This is a genomic window from Campylobacter concisus (assembly GCF_015230015.1).
In the GTDB taxonomy this organism is placed as follows: Bacteria; Campylobacterota; Campylobacteria; order Campylobacterales; family Campylobacteraceae; genus Campylobacter_A; species Campylobacter_A concisus_AF.
Genome location: NZ_JAAKZC010000013.1, coordinates 1 through 21,102, shown reverse-complemented (window position 1 = coordinate 21,102; position 21,102 = coordinate 1). Strand labels below are relative to the sequence as shown.

Below are 21,102 nucleotides of genomic sequence, written 5' to 3'. Positions count from 1 at the left end.
TAAAAAATTTAAAGGTAAAAAAATGCTCGATCTTTTTAATCAACACAATATATTTGAGTTTATCAAATTTTTCATACTTTATTTTACAGAGATTTCACTACTATTTTTTTGTGTCTCTTTTTTGGTATTTATCGTATCTGAAAAATTTAGTCAAAAACTCAAAAAACACCTTATAAGCACAAAAATTTCAAGCTTTATCAAGGCGTTTTTGGTTGGCGCTATTACGCCGTTTTGTTCGTGCTCTACTATACCGCTTTTAAATGGGTTTTTAAAAAGCGGCGTATCACTTGGCGTTAGTAGCGTATTTTTGTTAAGCTCTCCGCTTGTTAATCCTGTAATTTTAACGCTTCTTTTTATGAGTTTTGGGTTTAAATTTAGCATTATTTATTTTACGGTCATTTTCATCTCATCGCTTGCTTTTGGTCTTTTGTTGTCAAAAGCAGATCAAAATCTATTTTTAAAAGATGATTTTTTAAAACCAAAATTTAGCCCAAACAATCCAACTAAAGGCTTTGTTTTTACGCCCGTTAATCAGACACAAGCTTGCTCTTGCAAGGATATAAAAAATAGTAAAAATATTTACAAAATGGCGCTTTTAAACTCGGTAAAAGAGTATAAAAAACTATTTTATTACATACTGCTTGCGATGTTTATCGGCGCCGCTATACACGGATTTGTTCCGCAAAAGCTTGTCTCAAACTATCTTGGTTCTAGCGACATCGCCTCGATACTTATTTCGGCATTGTTTGGAATTTTGCTCTATGTTAGAGTAGAAGCGCTAGTGCCAATTGGCTTAGTGCTTCTTACCTCGGGTGCTAGTGCGGCCGCATTTGGAGCGTTTGTAATAACGGCGGCAGGTGTTAGCCTGCCGGAAATCATACTTCTTAATAGGTTTTTTAAGCCAAAATTTATGGCAATTTTTATCGCTTTTATCTTATGTGTGGCATTAGCATTTGCAATGTTTTTAAAATCATTTTTTTGAAATTTTATAGAGATAGTTGCCTAAAACTTGGAAAATTTGAACCATTATGATAAGAATAACCACGGTGTAGAGCATGATATCTGGGCGAAATCTCTGATATCCGTAGTTTATAGCGACTGATCCTAGTCCGCCACCGCCAACTGCGCCAGCCATCGCCGAAAAGCCGATATTTACGATAAGCGTTAGCGTAAATGCCGAGATGATGCCAGGAAGCGCCTCTACAAACATCACGCGAAAGATGATCTGAAATTTTGAGCTACCAAAGCTTTGTGCTGCTTCGATGATGCCTTTATCAACCTCTTTTAGGGCATTCTCAATGAGCCTTGCCACAAACGGAGCCGCTCCGATAGTTAGTGGAACGATCGCAGCTGTAGTGCCGATGCTTGTGCCCACGATCATTTTTGTGACAGGAAAGAGCACGATGATTAAAATGATAAACGGAAAGCTTCTAAGCACGTTTATAACAATATCAAGTACAAAATAAAGCTGTTTGTTTGGCTTGAGGCCGTTTTTGTCTGAAAGGATGAGCAAAACCGCAGGTATAAGGCCTATGGCAAAGGCGAGTAGGGTGGAGACTATGCTCATATATAGCGTTTCGCCGATAGCTGGCAAAAGTATCCTAGAAAATACATCTGGAAATTTAGAAAAATCAATACCAAACATCAAGCAACCTCCCACAAAACGCCACTTTGCTTGATGTAGTTAAGTACGTTTTCTTTATCTTTTTCATCTATGTTTATGACAAGCGAGCCAAGGACGTTGTCGTTTAGCTTTTCAAGCTTGCCCCAGACTATGTTAAAGTCTATGTTTAGGCTTCTAGCCATGTGCGTGATCACGCTGTTTTGAGCTACTTCTTTTGGGAAAAATAGCCTGATATTTGTGCCAGTGCTTGGCAGAATTTCTACTTCGCCTAAAAATTCTTTCATCTTCTCATCTGGCTTTAAAAATAGCTCTTCGATGCTTCCAGAGCCTATTATTTTGCCGCCTTCAAGCAAGATGGCACGTTTTGCGATAGATTTAACCACCTCCATCTCGTGCGTGACGATAACGACGCTGATATCTAGTTCTTTGTTTATCTTTTCAAGCAGCTCTAAAATTTGATTTGTCGTGTTTGGATCAAGAGCCGAAGTCGCCTCGTCGCTTAGTAAAATTTTAGGATTTAAAGCAAGCGCTCTAGCGATGGCTACGCGCTGTTTTTGGCCACCGCTTAGCTCGCTTGGATAGCTTTTTGCCTTACTTTCAAGACCGACTAAATTTAAAAGCTCTCTTACTCTTTTTTCAGTTTCATCGCTTTTATAACCCCAAAATTTAAGCGGAGTAGCGACGTTTTCAAAGACATTTTTCCTAGCCATCAAGGCAAAATGCTGAAATATCATCCCAACATCTCGCCTCAAATGTCTCTGCTGCGTCTCATCTAAATTTTTTATCTCTTGGTCAAAGACTTTTAAGCTGCCACCTTGATAGCTCTCTAACCCGTTTATGCACCTTAAAAGCGTTGATTTACCAGCACCGCTGTGCCCCACGATAGCAAAAATTTCACCCTTTTTAACCTCTAAATTTACATCAAAAAGGATCTGCGTATCACCATAAAATTTGGTTAAATTTTCTATTTTTATCACTAAATTTTCCTTATTTTTAAAAGTGCCTCATCTTATAAAATTTCGCGCCTTAGCTCATCTGCACTCTTTGGCGAAAGAAGTGCTGGGGCTATATCAAATACGCTAAATGCGCCGGTCTCACCCCTTTGTGCCAAGCGATAGGCCGCTCTAGCGTAGGCTACAAGCACGCTTGCTGTAAATTCTGGATTTGAGTCAAGTTTTAGCGAAAACTCGATCAAGTATTTGTTCTCGCCATGCTCTCCGCTCACTCCGCTTCGCAGCACAAATCCCCCATGTGGGATACCGCCATGCTCTTTTTTAAGCGTCTCCAGATCGATAAAATGCACGCTCGTGTCGTAGTCGGCAAAATAATTTGGCATCGTTTTTATCTCATGCTCAATGCGTACCTTATCAGCGCCATCCTGCGCCACTACGTAGCAATCACGCAGGTGTTTTTCCCTTGTGGTTAAATTTGGATTTTCCCCAGCGCGTACTCGCTCAAGCGCGCTATCTATGGGCACTGTGTATTGGCGAGCATCCACGACGCCCTCGATCCTGCGGATGGCGTCTGAGTGGCCTTGGCTAACGCCTTTGCCCCAAAACGTATAGCTGCTGCCATTTTCAAGCACGCTCTCGCCAAATAGCCTATTTAGTGAAAATAGCCCTGGGTCCCAGCCAACAGCGATGACACCTACATTGCCACCTTTTTTAGCAGCAGCATCCACTGCAGCAAAATGCTCAGGTATTTTAGCGTGCGTGTCAAAGCTATCAACTACGTTAAAATTTTGTGCAAATTCTGGCGTCTGCGTTGGAAGGTCAGTTGCACTGCCACCGCAAAGGACTAAAACGTCAAATTTGCTCTTGTGCGATAAAATTTGATCCACGCTAAAAACTGGCGCACCACACGTTTTTACTTCGCTTGTATCTCTTCGGCTAAAAACTGCCGTAAGCTCTAAATCCTTGCTATTTCGCACCGCAAGCTCGACGCCGCGACCTAAATTTCCATATCCTAAAACTGCTATTTTTATTTTTTCACTCATTTTCAATCCTTTAAATTTTAAATTTACATGCAAGATAGTGCAGGGCGATAAATTTAGACAATATATTAGCACCGCAAGGTAGCGTGACAATGACAAACTGCCAAAGACAAATCGCTACCCATCAACTTTTGTCGCAAAACCTACTCGCCAAGAGCCTTTAGCTCTTCGCATACTTTTTTAAATTTAGCCTCAGCGCTCTGCAAAGCCTCTTTGTTCGTTTCTATAACTTCTTTTGGCGCATTTGCCACGAAATTTTGGTTATTTAGCATGCCTGAAAGCTTGGCGATCTCTTTTTCAAGCTTTGTCTTTTGAGACCTTAGCCTTGTGATGATACCACTCATATCAAGCCCTTCAAGCGGGACAAATGCCTCTAAATTTTCGCTCACATCTCTTATTGAGTTTTCTATTTTTTCATCTACAAAGCCGATTTCTTCGCATTTTGCAAGCAGTTTGATATACTCTTTTACCTCGTCAAGGTCTATTTTTTCATTAAATTTAACAAAGGCTTTTGTGATCTTTGAGTTGCCAAGATCGATAGTAGCTTTTGCACGGCGAATAGCTACGATCGCTTCGATAACTAGCTCAAATTTCTTCTCAACCTCTAAATTTCGCTCTTTTACCTTTGGATAGCCCATAACCATTATTGATTTTGCATTTTCAAGCTGTGTGCCGCTAAGCTCTTGAAATAGATACTCTGAGAGAAACGGCATGAAAGGGTTTAGCAGCTTCATCGCTTCTTTAAATATACTTCCAAGCTCTTTTACGCTTGCTTTATCAGCCTTGCTAAGCTCGATGCCCCAGTCGCAAAACTCATCCCAAAGGAATTTATAAAGTGTGTTTGCAGCGTCGTTAAAGCGGTATGCGTCGATGTTTTCGCGCACCTCTCTCACGCACTCGTTAAAGCGGCTATTCATATAAATTCCAAGCTTTGTTTCAAGCTTGATATCCTCTAAATTTGGAAATTTGCTCTCATTTAGCATTAGGTATTTGCTCGCATTATAAAGCTTGTTAGTGAAATTTCTTACCTGCTTCATCTTGGCGTCACTTAGCTTGATGTCACGTCCTTGAACGGCCAGAAGTGTCAGCGTAAAGCGCAATATATCGGCACTATACTCATTTATGCTATCAAGCGGATCGATGACGTTGCCAAGGCTCTTACTCATCTTTCTGCCAAACTCGTCCTTTACAAGCGCGTGCAGGTAGATGTCGTCAAATGGTAGCTTGCCAAGGGCGTTTTCACCCTGAAACATCATCCTAGCAACCCAGAAAAATAATATATCAAAGCCAGTTATGAGAAGGTTGTTTGGATAAAACTCAGCCAAATCGCCTTCAAACCACTTTTCATTTTTTAGTTCATTTTCATTGCCCCAGCCAAGCGTGCTAAATGGCCAAAGACCAGAGCTAAACCACGTATCTAGCACGTCTGGGTCTTGGTGGATGTTTTTACTTTTACACTTTTTGCACTCGCACGGCTCTCCCTCGTCAGCCCACATGTGACCGCACTCGTCGCAGTAAAATACCGGAATTTGGTGTCCCCACCAAAGCTGGCGTGAGATACACCAATCTCTTAGCTCTCTCATCCACGCGTTAAAGCTGTTTATCCAGTGTGGCGGGTAAAATTTAGCAAGGCCCTCTGAGACCTTTTGTATCGCCTCGTCTGCGATCTCTTTTTTGACAAACCACTGCTTTGAGATATATGGCTCGACGACGTTTTTGCAGCGGTAGCAGTAGCCTACTTGATTTTCGTAGTCTTCTATCTTTTCAACATTGCCGAGTTTTTCAAGCTCGGCCACTACGATATCTCTAGCCTCAAGCCTCTCAAGACCTGCAAATTTATCGCACTTGTCGTTTAAAATACCCTTTTCATCAAATACAGTGATAAACTCAAGGTCGTGCCTTTTGCCAACCTCGTAGTCGTTTTGATCGTGCGCAGGCGTGACCTTAACAAGGCCTGTTCCAAACTCCATATCGACGTGCTCATCTGCGATGATCTCGATCTCTCTATTTATGATAGGTAGCACCACTTTTTTGCCGATTAAATTTTTATAGCGCTCGTCGTTTGGATTTACCATTACCGCCGTATCACCGAAATATGTTTCAGGTCTGGTAGTAGCCACAACAACAAATTCGCTTGGCTTGTCTGTAAAGTAGTATCTTAAATGATAAAGCTTGCCTTTGTTTTCTTTGTGTTCAACCTCGATGTCAGAGAGTGCGCCGTCATGCGTACACCAGTTTATCATGTAGTTTTTCTGGACAATTAGCCCTTTGTTATATAAATTTACAAAGGCTTTTTTCACAGCTTTTCTTAAGCCCTCATCCATAGTAAATCTCTGGCGTGACCAAGCCGGAGTGATGCCAAGTTTTCGCATCTGATGAACTATCATGCCACCGCTTTTTTCTTTCCACTCCCACACTTTTTCTACAAATTTCTCACGGCCAAGCTCTTCTTTTTTGATCCCTTGAGCCAAAAGCTGCTTTTCAACGACGTTTTGAGTAGCGATACCAGCGTGGTCAAGTCCTGGCTGCCAAAGTGTCTTGTAGCCGTCCATCCTTTTGTAGCGAGTCATGATATCTTGGAGCGTGAAGGTTAGGGCGTGTCCGATGTGAAGCGAGCCAGTCACGTTTGGAGGTGGCATCATAATGCAAAATTTACGTCCATCTTTTTGGATATCTTTGTTTGCGTCTATCTCGAAATATCCGCGTTCTTCCCAAATTTTATAAAATTTGTCTTCTATCTCTTTTGCATTGTAAAAATCTGCCACTTTTATCTCCTCAGTTTCGTTTAAAAAATGCTTAATGTTATCTAAAATTTGTTTAAAAAAATCTTTGCAAAAGTGGGGAAATATGGGCTTGGGGCGGTTAAACGCCCCGTGGTTTAAATAGCTATTTAACGTTAAAGCTTCTCACGGCTAGGTCGTAGTCGTTTTGTCTTTCGTTGTACATATTTTCAGTTGTGACTGCACCAAGCGAACATTTACCGCCAAGTCTTACTCTATAAGGTGTGTAAAGCACGGCGTCTTTTTCGTCGCTACTTAGCGTGTAAAAGCTTAGCACGCGGTCATCTTTTATGCTTTTATACTCAACTTGTAAGCTGTTTTTTAAGCTTTTGCTAAAGTTGCTTAAATTTTCATTTATCGGCTCAAAGCAACTACTTACGATCTCGTTTATAACGCCGTTTTTAACCATTGTTTTTGAGTTTATCACCACTTTTGAGTAGATGACGTCATTTACTTTTAGGCTGTTAATATCTAACTCTTTGCCTTTTTCATCGACAAAGACGCGGTAGATATCAAGCTCTTTTGGCTCTATCTTATGCCTAATATCAAGTGGCAAGTAAGCATAGCTTAAGATAGTCGCATAAAGTTTGTTTGAGCCTAGTGGAGTGATGCTAAATTCGCCATTTTTTGTAGTAAATGACGTGCTTAAAAGACCGTCGAATTCTTTACTTTCGCCGTTGTAGCTAAGCTTAAATTTGTTATTTTTCTCGCCACTATCTTTGCCAAAGTATGCATTTAGCGCTCTTAGCGTAAATGCACGCTCCTGCGTTGAGCTAAGCTCATTTAAATTTGTGATTAAGAAATTTGCAAGGTCGTCTGAGTAGTCGTTTTTCTCAAAGTATTTTGCGTGCAAGTATAAGATAAAGGCGTTATCTCTTATTTTTGAGCTAAAATCAGATGCATTTTCTTCGCTTGTTTTAGCATTTTTGATATCTTTTAGCGCGACCTTTGCCTCGTCATTTAGGCCGTTTAGCTTTAGAGCTGCTGCCATTAGGTATTTATTGAGTGCTGTTTTATTGTAGGCTTTGTCGTCGTAAATTTTATTTAAGATCGATCTGTCAGCCATATTTGCACGTGAGCTTACATAAAGAGCGTAAAGTGCCTCAAGGTCGTTGTTTGCGTATTTTAAGAGAGAGTTTAGCGCATTTTGTTTGACGCCTTTGCTTACCTCATATCCAGCCTCGCTAAGATCAAGTAAAACATCAGTTGCAAAGATGCTTGCAAATGCGTTTGTCTCGCCTAGATCGCTCCAGTAGCCAAAGCTGCCGTCTGGTTTTTGCATCTTAACTAGCTCATCTATGCCGCTAACGATAAATCTCTTTTGATCCACTTTTTCAAGCTCATCTTTTGGTTTTAAATTTAAAAGCGCAAGCAGTCTTGAGCTCCTTTGCTCCGCGCATCCGTAAGGATACTCTAATAAATTCTTTGAAGCTGCCAAAAGCACGCTTGAGACCGAGCTTGACGCATCAACGCTCACATCGTGATAGCCTTTTGGAAGTGAAATTTTGCTCTCTTTGTCAAAGACGCTACTTTTTGCGTAAGTGCTGATCGTATAAGGGCTAACGACATCAAGCAGGCTTTGCACCGTTTTTGAGCTGTTTTTGTCGCTTATAGTGATGTTATACTCGCCAGCACCTGTTTCAAGGGCTGAAATTTTAAATGCAAATGCCTTGTTTTCAAGTGGCTTTAAATTTGCACTCTCTTGTGTTTTGATGCTTAAATTTTTACTGCTAACTACATTTATAGTTAAATTTTTATCCTCATTTGTCGTATTTATAAGCCTTAAATTTGCATTTAGCTCATCGCCTTTTAAAAGATAAACTAAAGCGCTTGGCTTAATGATCACATCATCTTTTACTTTTATCTCGCTATTTACGGCGTTCATTGAAGTTGCGTCATTTGCCACAGCATCTACTCTAATAGCGCCGTTAAAGCCATTTGGAGTTTTAAATTCATATGAAATTTCGCCTTTGTCGTCTGCTTGAAGGCTAACTAAATTTGCATAAGTTTTTACATTTTTGCTATCAACTGGGCTAGCATGCTTTGCCATCTTGGCCTCCATGGCCATCGCTGCCATGTCGCCACCAAAGCTTAATGTTTTGCCCTCAACCTTGTAGTTTGTAAGTCTGTTGTAGATGTCGTAGTCAAAGACGCCATCAGGCAAAATTTTGTCAAAAAACTTAAGCGGATCGGCTGGCTTTTGCGAAGTGATATCAAGCACGCCAACATCTGTGATAAATAAATTCACATAAGCTTTTGGCTTTGTTTTTAGTGAAATTTTGATATTTTCATCGCTCTTTGCACTTTTTGGCGCTTCTAAGCTAAGCTCTATCTTTCTTGAAGATTTATCGCCGTTTGCATAGACCTTACCGTAGGTTCTAAACGGAGTTAGCCCAGCGTCAGTCATGCGGTAGATATTTGCACTCACATAAAGACCGTTAAAGTCAAAATCAAGCTTAAATTTAACGTTTGCTGAGTTGTTTTTGATCTTGACGACCTTGTAGGCTTTGACGCCAGCGTCTTCAAGCGTGACAAGTGCGATGCCTTCTTTTATGGCTGAGCTTATGTCTGCGCTTAGCTCGTCGCCTTTTTTATAGACGCTTTTGTTTAGCTTTATCTGAGACTTGCTAAGCTCTTTTGTAGGGGCAAGGGTTGAGTAGTTGTAGCCACTTACATCGATGTCTAAGCTTGCGCTCGCACCACTTACTAAATTTGTAGCAGTGATGACGTATGAGCCGCTTTGTGTGAATTTGTAGCTAAACTCGCCACTATTTTTATAAAAGCTATCCACATCTTCAAGTGTTTGGATCCATTTTATATAGCCGTTTGCATCCCTTTGATACTGCCATGAGACACGTTTTATATCAAATTTTAAATTTAACTTCACGGCCTTTTGGCTTGGCATATCAACAACGACTGTTCTTATCTTTACATCCTCGTTTGGATCAGCAAATGCGGTGCTAGCAGCGATACCAACCATATCTTTGTAAGGGTAGAGCGTAAAGCTTTTCGCGTCACTTACGTTTTTGCCATCGTCATTTACATTGAAATTTATGACACCTTTTATTATTGAAGGTGCGTTTTTGGTGTTAAAGCTAAGATCTATCATCTGGCTTGATTTACCATCTTTTGAAAGAGTTAGATCATTTTCTATGCTTGGATAGGCAGCCGCTTTTAGGGTGTCGTTTTTAAATTTATACTCTTTAAATTCGCTATTTTTATACTCATCATCAAAGAAGCTAACCTGCATGCTGCCAGCTAAGTCGCTGGCTGCTCCGCCAAAGAGATAACTGCTTGTTAAATTTACCTTTACTAGCTCGTTTGAAAAGAATTTATCCGCATCTATGGCTATGTCATTTTTTATCTTGTTTGGCATGAAGCTCTCGACGTAAAATGGCACACTTGCTATCACCTTACTAGCGTAGATAACCTGCATGTTAAATCTACCGCTTAGATCGCTTAAAATTTCTTTTTCAAAATTTATCATGCCAACATCATTTGTATTTTGCGTGATCTGGGCGCTACTTTTGCCTTGTGGATCGATAAATTTGATCTTAACTGGCATATTTTTAAGCGGGTTAAAGTCCCTATCTCTTAGATAAATTGCTCCTTTTAAGCTCTCGTTTGGTCTTATGATATTTGATGCAAAATGAGTGTAAGCATCGATGCTCTCGCTTGAATTTTGACTGATGAGCTTTGCCTCATTTAGCGCTTCGCCATCTTTTATGATGAGGAAATTTTGCTCCTTGCCAAGTGAGACGACGATTGATGAGATCTCTTTGTAGATATCTTTTTTGTTAAATTTAAAGACGCCAACATCATTTGTCGCGCCAACTGCGATCTCTTCGTTTCTTTTGCCATAAATTTTTACATTTGCGTTTGGCAGCATTGTGTTTTCGCCAAGGCGGTTTGCAAAGACGAAAATTTCATCCTTGCCAAGCTTTGCATTTATGGCGATGTCGCTTAGATAGACGACCTTTGAGACGCTCTTATCTTTGCCATAGTTTAAGCTTATCTTATAAACTCCGTCTCCTGCTCCTGCAAAGTCAAGCTTGATCTTATTTAGTGAAATTTCGTTTAATGCACCCTCTAGCTTGTAGCTTTTGCTTGCTACTTTTGAGCTAAAATTGCTTAGATCTTCGCTATTGTCGTTGAAATTTAAAAAGTATCTAAAATTTTGATCGCTTAACTTTTCAACGCTCACATTTAGCTCAGGTAAATTTGCACTTCTAATGCCGATCTCGCCGACACTTGAGATATAAGGCTCTTCATTTGTGAAATTTGCAAATGGAGTGAAGTTACTAGCGACCACCTCGTAGGTTTTGGCCTCCCTTATGACATTTCTATCATCTCCAAAGCCCGGTTTTATCGTGATCTCGTAGCTATTTTGTGGTTTAAACTCGTCACTTGTGATATCAATGTAATAATCATACCCCTCAAGCTCAGAATTTGGCGCGCCAGTCTCATCTTCATTTTTATATGCCACGTCGCTTATGCTAAAGCTTTTTACGCCTTTTATCTTTATAAATTTCTTTAGATTATTATCATCGCTTAGCCACTCTTTTAGATAAATTCTAAAGGCCAAGATGCCGTTATCAAGGCTAGTTGGATAAATTTTGGCTATCTCAAAGCTCTTTGCCTCAGCGTTTATATTTACGCTCTCACTGCTTGCTTGCTCACTAAATTTCACCACGCTATCACCTGATAGTTTAGCGCCAAATTTACTCTCAAAATTTTCTCCAAGATCAAAAGTAGGCTCGCTTATATTTTTATCAAGATCAAGCTCAAAGCTGTTTTGAGAAAGCTGCAAGGCATTAAAGCTAGCGCCTTTTATGGCTATTTTTTTCACAAGCTCTTCACTAACTTCGTCATTAAATTTAAGGATAAATTTGCTATCAGTGAGCTTTTCTATCTTCTCAAGCGCAAATTCTTTCGTCTCAAAGCTAGCGCTGCTGCCATTTTCTAACTTACAGCTGTATTCAGCACCTGCGTGCATATCTTTTGTAAAAAGCGTAAGACTTTGAGCGTTAAATTTCACCGTGCCACTTAGCGCTGGCTCACATGAGATGAGCTTTTTCTCGCTTAGCGTGCCTATGAGATTTTTGCTAACATCATCTTCTAGTCCAAATTCCACGCTTAAAGGCGACTTTACCTCGGCGGTGCCATCTAGGCTTAAAGCATATAAATTTACTGCTCCTAAAAGTGCTAGAAGTAGCGCTTTTTGCTGCATTTTATCTCCTTAGTTTTATTGTTATTTCACTTTGATTTGAGTTTTGATCAAGGCACTTTAAAGTGTGCTCGCCAAGAGTTAGATCTAGCCTTTTTTCACTTGCATTTTCTATCTTAGAAAAGTTCAAATCATCCACTTTTAGGTAAATTTCATCACCTAAAAACGCGTAGCATTTTAGCATAATTTGTGTTACATTTTCATCTGTCACGATCTCTTCGCCGTCATACGGATAGGCAAAGACTGGCTTTTTGTCTTTAAAAACTTCAGCGCAAGGGCTATTTTTGACCTCGTCTTTGTCTAAAAAGCCATTTTTTATCAAAAACTCAAGCTCCTCGCCCCTTAAACTCTCGCACTTATCTTGCAGTTTAACTCCAACTATCCTATCATCAAGCGCCGTTTTTTTGCATGTTTCATAACTAAAAGCATCAAGGCAGGTTGGCACTTTTTCAATGCCCTCTGGCTCGCTCATAAACTCTAAATTTTGCCTTTGCGCCGTGATCTTAAACATATCAAAAACGATCTTTGAAACGTCATTTAGCCCTGTTAGCTTGTCAGTTTTTTCAGCGTTAAAGTTGCCCACCCAGACGGCTATCGTGTAGTTTTCATTGACACCTATGGCGTAAAGATCGCGCGAGTTTGCGCTAGTGCCAGTTTTAAAGGCGATCTTTGGCGTGTTTTGCGCGTATTGCCAAGCATTTTTTAGATACGATCTTGAGGCCTCGCTCATCATTTTAGCGGTTAGATAGGCGCTTTGAGGCGAGATGAGGGTTATGTTTTTATCTTCATTTTTATAGTTTTTCCCAGCAAACTCAAGCGGCCTATAAACGCCCTCATTTGCGTATATCGTATAAAGATGCGCAAGATCAAGCAGGCTCATCTCAGCACTGCCTAAAACTATCGAAGAGCCGTAAAATTCCTTGTTTTCATCAACTAAATTTACTTTTTCAAGCAGCTCATAAAGCGAGTTGTCTTTTAGCTTTAAGTCTAAATTTATGACTGGGATATTAAGGCTAAAATTTAGAGCGTCCTTTGCGCTTACAAGCCCCAAAAAGTCGTTACTAAAGTTCTTTGGCACATATTCATTTACATAAATTTGCGTGTCAATTAGCTGCGAGTTTGGCGTGATGAGACCACTATCAAGCGCAAGAGAGTAGATAAAAGGCTTTAGCGTGCTACCTGTGTTTCGCTTCATATTTAGGGCTGAGTTTTTGCCGTCGCGTGCGCGCTCATCATGCGAACCGATAAATGCAACAACGCTCATTTTTTTATTATCAATGACCACAGCTGCGGCGTTATTTGCATTTTTAGCCTTTAGCGAGAACATCGCATCTTTTAAAATTTTAAGCATATCTTTTTGTAAATTTAGATCCAAGCTCGCCTTTGCGATTTGGTTTTTAAAAGCGACATTTGCGTAGTCGCCTGCATTTACGACGGCTCTTATCCTTACATTTTTAAATGGCTCAGCTTGAGCTCTTTTAAAGGTGCTAAGATCAATTAAATTTGCCTTATAAAGCATCTTTATGACCCTATTTTTTAGGGCGTTTATGTTTGAGACGCGGTCAAGTCTATTTTTATTTGGATTTTTAGGTATCGTGCTTAAAAGTGCGGCCTGAGCGTAGCTAAGCTCGTTTAGCTCTTTGCCAAAGTAAAAGAAGCTCGCCGCCTTTGCACCCTCTATATTGCCGCCATATGGGGCTAAATTTAGGTATAAATTTAAAATTTCATCCTTGCTAAAGTGAAGCTCTAACTGAAATGCTCTAAAAATTTCTCTTATCTTATTTTTATAGCTTCGATCTCCAGGCTCCAACATCCTGGCTACTTGCATCGTGATAGTGCTAGCGCCTATGCGGTTGTCGCTTTTTAGGTTGTGGAAAAATGCTCTAAAAATGGAGGCAAAATTTACTCCAAAATGGTAGTAAAAGTATCTATCTTCAAAGAGCACGACACATTGTTTTAGCGAATTTGGAAAGCTTTGCTCGTGAAATCTCCAAATTCCATCGCTGCTAAGCTTCATATTTATAATGTTTCCATTTTTATCAAGCAAAATTTTGGCTTCATCTTTTTTGAGCGCATCTAAATTTAGTGGATAAATTTGATCCAGTATCAAAAAAATAGCAACCATTAAAGCCAAAAATAGGGCAAGGAATTTTAGAAATTTAAACTTTTTCATCGGCGTGATTATAGCTGTTAAAGTTTAAGTAGCTATAATTAGGCCTTTTTAAAAAGAGGAAGACATGCCCTTATCTAGGTTAAACAAAGAACAATACACCGCCGCAACTGCGCCATTTGGACACAATCTCATCATCGCTTCAGCTGGCACCGGCAAGACTAGCACCATAGTCGCACGCATAGCTCATCTTTTAAATTTAGGCATCTCGCCAGAGAAAATTTTGCTTCTAACATTCACCAACAAAGCAGCCAGCGAGATGATAGAGCGTTTAAATAGGTATTTTGATAAACAAGTCACCTCCAAAATCACCGCAGGCACCTTCCACTCGGTCTCATTTTCGCTTTTAAAAAGCCTTGATAAAGGCGTCACGCTAAAGCAGCCAAGTGAGCTAAAGACGCTTTTAAAAAGCCTTGTTGAGAGGCGTAAATTTTACCATTTAAGCGACGTCAAACCTTACGGCGGGGCTTATTTGTACGATCTTTATTCACTCTTTCAAAACAGCGAGCAAGGCACAACATTTGGCAAGTGGATAAGCGAAAAGAGCGAAGAGCAGGGCGTTTATGCTGAAATTTATGAAGATGTCTTAGAGGAGTTTGAGGCTGAGAAGGCTAAATTTGCCTACGCTGATTTTAACGACCTTCTTATAAAAATGCGCGACGAGCTAAAAAATGGGGCAAATTTAGCTTATGATGAAATTTTGATCGACGAGTATCAAGATACAAACACACTTCAAGGCAGCCTCATAGACGCATTTAAGACAAAGAGCCTATTTTGCGTGGGCGATTTTGACCAGAGCATTTACGCATTTAACGGCGCAAATATCGAGATCATTGGCTCATTTAAAGATCGCTTTGTAAACGCAAATATCTACGCTTTAAATGTAAATTACCGCTCAAGCTCAAGCATCCTAGCTCTTGCAAATAAGGTCATAAATAACAACCCAAGGCTTTATGAAAAGCACCTCACAGTTAGCCGTGAGGGAAATTTCAAGCCTCCAAGACTGCTAGTATATAACGAGCTTTTTGATCAGTATCAAAACATCGCCGATATCATCTCATTTTCGCCATTTAATAGAGAAAATATCGCCATAATTTTTAGAAATAACTCATCAGCAGACGGTATCGAGGTCGCGCTAAAAGAGAGGGGCATTGGCTCAAAGCGAAAGGGCGGGGTGAGCTTTTTTGAGAGCCGTGAGATCAAAGCGCTCATCGACATCATGGGAATTTATGTCAATCCAAAAGATATAATGGCTTTTATACACATCTGCGAATATGCAAAGGGCGTTGGCAGCGCGGTTAGTAAGGAAATTTTTGACGCACTTCTTAAGCTTGGGCATGGAAATTTGATAAAAGGCATCCTTGAGCCAGACGAGAGCGTAAATATCTCATCAAACAAAAGGCGAAACTACCAGCTAGGCCTTTTTGATGACCTTGACGAATTTGCCGAGGTTTCAAGGTTTTCTAAGCTTGGCTTTAGCGATAAATTTCTAGGCCACCCTGTGCTAAAATTACAAAAGCTAAGCGAGAGTGGGGCGCAGTTTTTATATGAAATTTACAACTTTTTAAGAGGCATGAGAAATATCTCAAAGCCAGCCACAATGATAAATGAGATAAAAACTAGCAAAATTTACTCGTTAATCGTCGAAAACATCAGCACAAAAAGGGCAACTCTAAAAAATGGCAACGTCGATCTTGCCCTAAAAGAAGAGGTCAAAGAGCGCATAATGGCAAAGAGCGTGGTGCTAAGCGAGCTAGCTAAAAAATATCAAGATATCAGTAAATTTTACAACTTCTTAGCCCTTGGAAGCAACGAGATGAGCGAAGGGCAGGGCGTTAGCTTGCTTAGCGTGCATGCGAGCAAGGGGCTTGAGTTTGACCAAGTTTTCATAGTAGATCTCGCGCAAAACCGCTTTCCAAATTTAAAGCTAATGAGCATGGGAGGCAGCCTAGAAGAGGAGAGACGGCTATTTTACGTAGCAGTAACAAGGGCTAAAGACGAGCTTTATCTAAGTTATGCAAAATACGACAAGATAAAGAAGGTGACTTATCAACCAAGCAGGTTTTTGATAGAGGCTGGCATGGCAAAAGAGGAAGCTTAAAGAGTATTTACTCTTGCGGAGTAGAATTTACCAATTTTTTACAAAGAGAAGCGATGAAAAAATCTAAAATTTTAATAATCCTACTTATTTTAGGCGTTGGTGGATATTTTGCCTACGATAAATTTTTTAAGGTAAAAGATGAAAAGGTGGAATTTATCACCAAAAAGGCAAAGAAGGGCTCATTTAGCAAAAAGGTCGATGCGACTGGAGAAATTTTCGCCACCGAGCTAATCGACGTGGGAGCGCAGGTGAGCGGTCAGATAAAAAAGCTATACGTTAAGCTTGGAGATCAGGTAAAAAAGGGCGATATGATCGCAAGTATCGATAGCTCGACCCAGCAAAATAGCATCAATAATAAAGAAGCACAGCTTGCCATCTACAAGGCTCAGCTTGAAAGCGCAAAAGTGGCTCTAAATATCGCTAAAACGCAGTTTGATAGAGAAAATGCACTCTTTGCCAAAAACGCCACCTCAAAGCAAGAATTTGAAAGCGCAAAAAACACCTTTAGCGCAAACAGCGCCAAGATAAAAGAGCTTGAAGCGCAGATCAAGCAGACAAATATCGAGCTAAGCACAGCTAAGATAAATTTAGGCTACACAAAGATCACCGCTCCAAGGGATGGCACTGTTGTAAGCGTGCAAGTTGAGGAGGGTCAGACTGTAAATGCCAACCAAACTACACCAACTATCGTAAATATCGCTGATCTTAGCCATGTAAAGATGAAGATGCAAATAGCAGAAGGCGACATCACAAAGATCAAAGTCGGCACGCCTATTGAGTACTCGATCCTCTCTGAGCCAACGAAGAAATTTCAAACGACTGTTAGCTCGATCGACCCGGGGCTTACCACACTAAGTGATGGCAGCTATGGCTCAAGTAGCAGCAGTAAGTCTTTATATTCAAGTAGCTCTAGCAGCAGCTCAGCGGTTTATTACTACGCGCAAAGCATCGTTGATAACAAAGATGGAATTTTAAGAATAGGCATGACCACACAAAATGAGCTTTTAATAGCAAATGTTGAGGACGCCATCATCGCACCAAGCATCGGCATCAAAAAAGATGAAAAAGGAAATTCTTACGTATATCTACTAAAAGATGGCAAGGCTGTAAAAACCGAGGTCAAAACTGGTATAAAAGATAACCTCGATACACAGATAATTAGCGGTATAAATGAAGGCGACGAGATCATCACATCTCAAGGCTCATCAAGCGAGATCGCCAAGATGATCGCAAAAGAACATAAGAAGTTTTAAGTGATAAGTCTAAAAAATATCACCAAAAGCTTTAAGCTAGGTGACAATGAGCTAGAGATCTTGCACGGCATAAATTTAGAGATAAAAAAGGGCGAATTTATAGCCATCATCGGTCAGTCTGGCTCTGGCAAATCAACTCTTATGAATATCCTTGGCTGCTTAGATAGCCCAAGTGGGGGCGAGTATTTGCTGGACGGCAAAGATATATCTAAATTTGATAGCGACGCGCTTGCCAAGCTTAGAAGGGATAAATTTGGCTTTATCTTTCAAAGATATAACCTTCTTAGCACGATGAACGCCCTTGAAAACGTCGCACTGCCAAGCATCTACGCAGGCGCAAACAAGAGCGAGCGCGAAAAAAGAGGGATGGAGATTTTAGACTCTCTTGGTCTTAGCGAAAAAGCGAGAAATTTACCAAACAAGCTCTCAGGCGGACAGCAGCAAAGGGTCTCTATAGCAAGGGCGCTGATGAATGGTGGCGAGATCATCTTGGCTGATGAGCCAACGGGTGCGCTTGATAGCAAAAGTGGGCTAAGAGTGATGGAAATTTTGGTTGATCTTTACAAAAAAGGCCACACCATCATCATCGTCACGCACGACCCAAAGATCGCCGAGTACGCGAGCCGTGTGATCGAGATAAAAGATGGCAACATCGTAAGTGACAATGTAAAAAATAGCGAAATTTACGAGGCAGCCAAGCAAACTCAGCCAGAAAAAAGTAAATTTACCTACTATAAAGATCAGCTCATAGAGAGCTTTAAAATGTCGGTAAATGCGATGTTAGCTCACAAACTAAGATCGCTTTTAACCATGCTTGGCATTATTATAGGTATCACCGCAGTTATTAGCGTCGTGGCCCTTGGCAAAGGCTCACAGGAGCAAATTTTAGCTGGCATTAGAAAGATCGGCACAAACACGATCGACATCATGCCAGGCAAAGGCTTTGGCGATATGCTCTCAGGCAAGGTAAAAACGCTCTCCATAAGCGATGCAAACATGCTTTCTAAGCAGTCCTTTCTGGACTCAGTCACGCCAAATACAAGCACCTCAGGTGTGCTAACCTATGAAAATACCTCGCTAAGTGCGAGCCTAAAAGGTGGTGGAGTAGGGAGTTTTGACGTAAATGGGCTAAAGCTAGAAGAGGGTAGAATTTATGATGAGGACGAGGTTTTAAACTCTGCTTCAGTCGCTCTAATCGATCAAAACACCAAAAATAGACTATTTGCAAATGATGATCCTATCGGCAAGATCATACTTTTTAACAAAAAGCCACTGCGCATTATCGGCGTTTTGCAAAAGGATGATTTTAAGATGGGCGACTCAAACACGCTTAAAATTTACGCCCCATACACGACTGTTATCAACAAAGTGACAGGGGATAAATTTATAAGCTCGATCACCGCAAAAGTAAACGAGGGCGTCAATGCTCAAATTGCCGAAAAAACACTAACTGAGCTTTTAGAGATCAAACACGGCAAAAAGGACTTTTTTACAAGGAATTCTGACAGCATCAAGCAAACCATCGAAGAGACTATTTCCACGATGCGGCTTCTCATCTCAAGCATCGCCGTGGTCTCGCTCGTAGTTGGCGGCATAGGTGTGATGAACATCATGTTAGTCTCAGTCACTGAGCGCACCAAAGAGATAGGCATAAAAATGGCGATCGGAGCAAGGCAAAGCAACATCTTGCAGCAGTTTTTGATAGAGGCGGTGCTACTTTGCCTTATCGGCGGAGCCATCGGCATCGTCCTATCCTACGCTATCGGCTACGTCTTTAACAACTTCTTAAACGGCTTTAGCATGATCTTTTCAAACGGCTCGATCGTGCTTGCACTTGTCACATCGATGGCGATTGGTATCATCTTTGGCTACATGCCTGCCAAAAACGCCTCAAAACTAAATCCAATAGATGCGCTTTCAAGGGAGTAATATGAAATTTTTAAGCCTAGCTTTAGTGCTCGTTTTAAGCGGCTGCGCTGTTAAAAATATAGATGAAAACTACAAGCAAATTTTACTTGAAGATAACGCCAGCCGTGAGCTAAATTTAGACACTTCTTGGTGGAAGCAGTATGAGCAAAGCTATCTTGATGAGCTTGTAGCGCTTGCGCTTAAAAACAACGCCGACCTTGCAAAAGCTGCGATAAATGTAAATAAAGCGCTCGCTCAAGCTGGCGTTTTGCAGGCAAATTTAATCCCTAGCTTTAATGCTGGTTTTGAGGCTGGAAGTAGCAAAAACATAAAAGAGGGCGGCGCTTCTAGTAGAAGTTTTGGCTCAAGCATAGGGCTTAGCTACGAGCTTGATCTTTGGCAAAAACTAGCAAATAGCAAAGACGCAGCGATGTTTGAGGCAGATGCTAGCAAATTTGACCTAGAAGCCGCCAAACTAAGTGTGATAAACTCCGTGGCAGATGCTTATTTTCAAATTTTATATCTAAACGAGAGCATAAAAACTTATGAACAAATTTTAGAAATTTATAACGAGCTAAATAAGATAGTTGGACTTAAATTTGAACTTGGCAAAGAAGAAGCGCTAAGCCTAAAACAGATAAACTCACAGCTTTTAAGCGCTCAAAACAAGATAGAAAGTGCCAAAAAAGAGCTAGTGAGTGCTAAAAAAACGCTTAGGATTTTGCTAAATGAGAGGCCAGAATTTGAGCTTAAATTTGAAGGTCTCACGCTAAGTCCTGTAAAAAGAGCAGGGGTCGATCTAGACGTGCCAACAAGCGCCATAGCAAACCGACCTGATCTAAGAGCGGCCATTTACCGCATAGAAGAGGGCATCTTAAACTACAAAGCGAGCCAAAAAGAGTTTTATCCGACCATCACGCTAGGAGCTAGCCTCAAAAGCAGCACCGACAAAAAAGAGGAAGCTTTCAGTCTTAAATTTCTAAATGGAAACATCGCTTTGAATTTGCCATTTTTAAACTACCACAAGCTAAAGTCAAATTTAAAGGTTAGCGAGGCGAATTTCGAGCTTGCAAAGCTAAACTATATAAGCACACTAAATAGCGCATTAAACGAGATAGACACATTTTACAAAGGCTACTTAAATGATGAAACACTGCTTGCTAACTATCAAGAGCAGATAAAAAACTACGAAGAAATTTCAAAAATTTACGAGCTAAAATACTCCTACGGCAAGGTCGAGCTAAAGCAGTTTTTAGAGGCTAAAAATAGCGAACTAGAGGCCAAAATGGGGCTACTAAAGGCAAAATACACGCTTTTGCAAGATGAGATAAATATCTATAAAGCGATGGCAGGCAAATTTAATAGGTAAATTTATGAGTTCAGCTTGGGACTACGAGGCAAACGCGTGCAGCAAGGATGGCAAATTAACAATAAAAATTTAATTAGGCTTTAAAAATAGCTTTTAGCCGTGTTTTAATGCTAAATTTAACAACTAGCTCACACAAGATCGTTCAACCCTAAAATTTAACGAAAAATATAACTCTTAGGCATACAAAAACAAATTTCTATTTTATAGTTACTTTTAATAACAATTTTAAATCTTTGCTCCAAAATTTGATACACAAAATCACTATTTGGTATATGAAAACAAATATCGCATTGTTCTTATTTTGCTGCTCTTAAATTTGATCGCCTTGTCAGCTTTTTAAAAAAGCTTGGGATTAAATTTGTTTCCAAAATGCCAGCTTGAGCGAGAGCTTTATTTGCATTTATCACAGCTTTTACAAGGTCGGTATTATTTTTAAGAGCTACAAGCTCATCAAAATAGCTCTCACTCATCATTTTCAAAATAGGGTAGATCAAATTTTAAGTTACGTATAAGATAAATATAAATTTCACAATTTTTGAAAAGTGTAAAATTTAACTCATTTTCTTACAAATATTTTTACACCAAATTTAATGGATAAATTTAGATCACACAAAAGATAAAATGCAAAACCTAGCCAAATCTGGCCATTTAAAGCTTTCAAAAGAGCAGTATAAAGA

The 21,102-nt window shown here is 40.1% G+C and carries 12 protein-coding genes; 5 read left to right on the top strand and 7 right to left on the bottom strand.

Annotated elements, in window-relative coordinates; genetic code table 11:
- Positions 1–22: 22 nt before the first annotated feature.
- On the top strand, positions 23–982 hold the full coding sequence (locus G6W42_RS07460) for a permease (protein WP_194173532.1): 960 nt from the start codon (positions 23–25) through the stop codon (positions 980–982).
- Here the strand turns inward: G6W42_RS07460 and G6W42_RS07455 are convergent.
- The 6 genes from G6W42_RS07455 to pbpC form a co-directional block, all read right to left on the bottom strand.
- Positions 971–1,645, bottom strand: a complete 675-nt coding sequence (locus G6W42_RS07455; protein WP_002940443.1) for a methionine ABC transporter permease — start codon at positions 1,643–1,645, stop codon at positions 971–973. The two genes, G6W42_RS07460 and G6W42_RS07455, sit on opposite strands and share 12 nt — an antisense overlap.
- A complete protein-coding gene (locus tag G6W42_RS07450; RefSeq protein ID WP_149723303.1) occupies positions 1,645–2,601 on the bottom strand; it encodes a methionine ABC transporter ATP-binding protein in 957 nt (318 codons plus the stop codon). Before G6W42_RS07450 ends, G6W42_RS07455 begins: the two co-directional genes overlap by 1 nt.
- Before the next feature lie 32 nt (positions 2,602–2,633).
- Positions 2,634–3,620 (bottom strand): diaminopimelate dehydrogenase, encoded by a 987-nt coding sequence (locus tag G6W42_RS07445; protein ID WP_194173531.1) that lies wholly within the window; start codon positions 3,618–3,620, stop codon positions 2,634–2,636.
- Positions 3,621–3,760: 140 nt separating this feature from the next.
- Positions 3,761–6,382, bottom strand: a complete 2,622-nt coding sequence (locus tag G6W42_RS07440) for a valine--tRNA ligase (RefSeq protein ID WP_194173530.1) — start codon at positions 6,380–6,382, stop codon at positions 3,761–3,763.
- A gap of 121 nt (positions 6,383–6,503) precedes the next feature.
- Positions 6,504–11,627, bottom strand: coding sequence for an alpha-2-macroglobulin family protein (locus tag G6W42_RS07435; protein ID WP_194173529.1), 5,124 nt, complete (start codon positions 11,625–11,627; stop codon positions 6,504–6,506).
- A gap of 1 nt (position 11,628) precedes the next feature.
- Complete coding sequence (pbpC, locus tag G6W42_RS07430; protein ID WP_194173528.1) at positions 11,629–13,797, bottom strand: penicillin-binding protein 1C; 2,169 nt, start codon at positions 13,795–13,797, stop codon at positions 11,629–11,631.
- Between the two features lie 64 nt (positions 13,798–13,861).
- On the opposite strand from pbpC, the gene G6W42_RS07425 reads away from it, so the two are divergent.
- From G6W42_RS07425 to G6W42_RS07410, 4 genes are read left to right on the top strand one after another with little or no spacing between them, the layout of a single operon-like run.
- Entirely contained in the window at positions 13,862–15,895 is a 2,034-nt protein-coding gene (locus G6W42_RS07425; protein WP_194173527.1) for an ATP-dependent helicase, read from the top strand.
- A 53-nt stretch (positions 15,896–15,948) separates the two neighbouring features.
- Positions 15,949–17,148 carry an efflux RND transporter periplasmic adaptor subunit gene (locus G6W42_RS07420; RefSeq protein ID WP_194173526.1) on the top strand — a complete coding sequence of 400 codons (1,200 nt, stop codon included), beginning with the start codon at positions 15,949–15,951 and terminating at the stop codon, positions 17,146–17,148.
- Positions 17,149–19,077 carry a MacB family efflux pump subunit gene (locus tag G6W42_RS07415; protein ID WP_194173525.1) on the top strand — a complete coding sequence of 643 codons (1,929 nt, stop codon included), beginning with the start codon at positions 17,149–17,151 and terminating at the stop codon, positions 19,075–19,077.
- 1 nt (position 19,078) lies between these two features.
- Entirely contained in the window at positions 19,079–20,425 is a 1,347-nt protein-coding gene (locus G6W42_RS07410) for a TolC family protein (protein ID WP_194173524.1), read from the top strand.
- A 296-nt stretch (positions 20,426–20,721) separates the two neighbouring features.
- Here the strand turns inward: G6W42_RS07410 and G6W42_RS07405 are convergent, their stop codons facing one another.
- Positions 20,722–20,895 (bottom strand): hypothetical protein, encoded by a 174-nt coding sequence (locus G6W42_RS07405; protein WP_194173555.1) that lies wholly within the window; start codon positions 20,893–20,895, stop codon positions 20,722–20,724.
- Between the last annotated feature and the right edge of the window lie 207 nt (positions 20,896–21,102).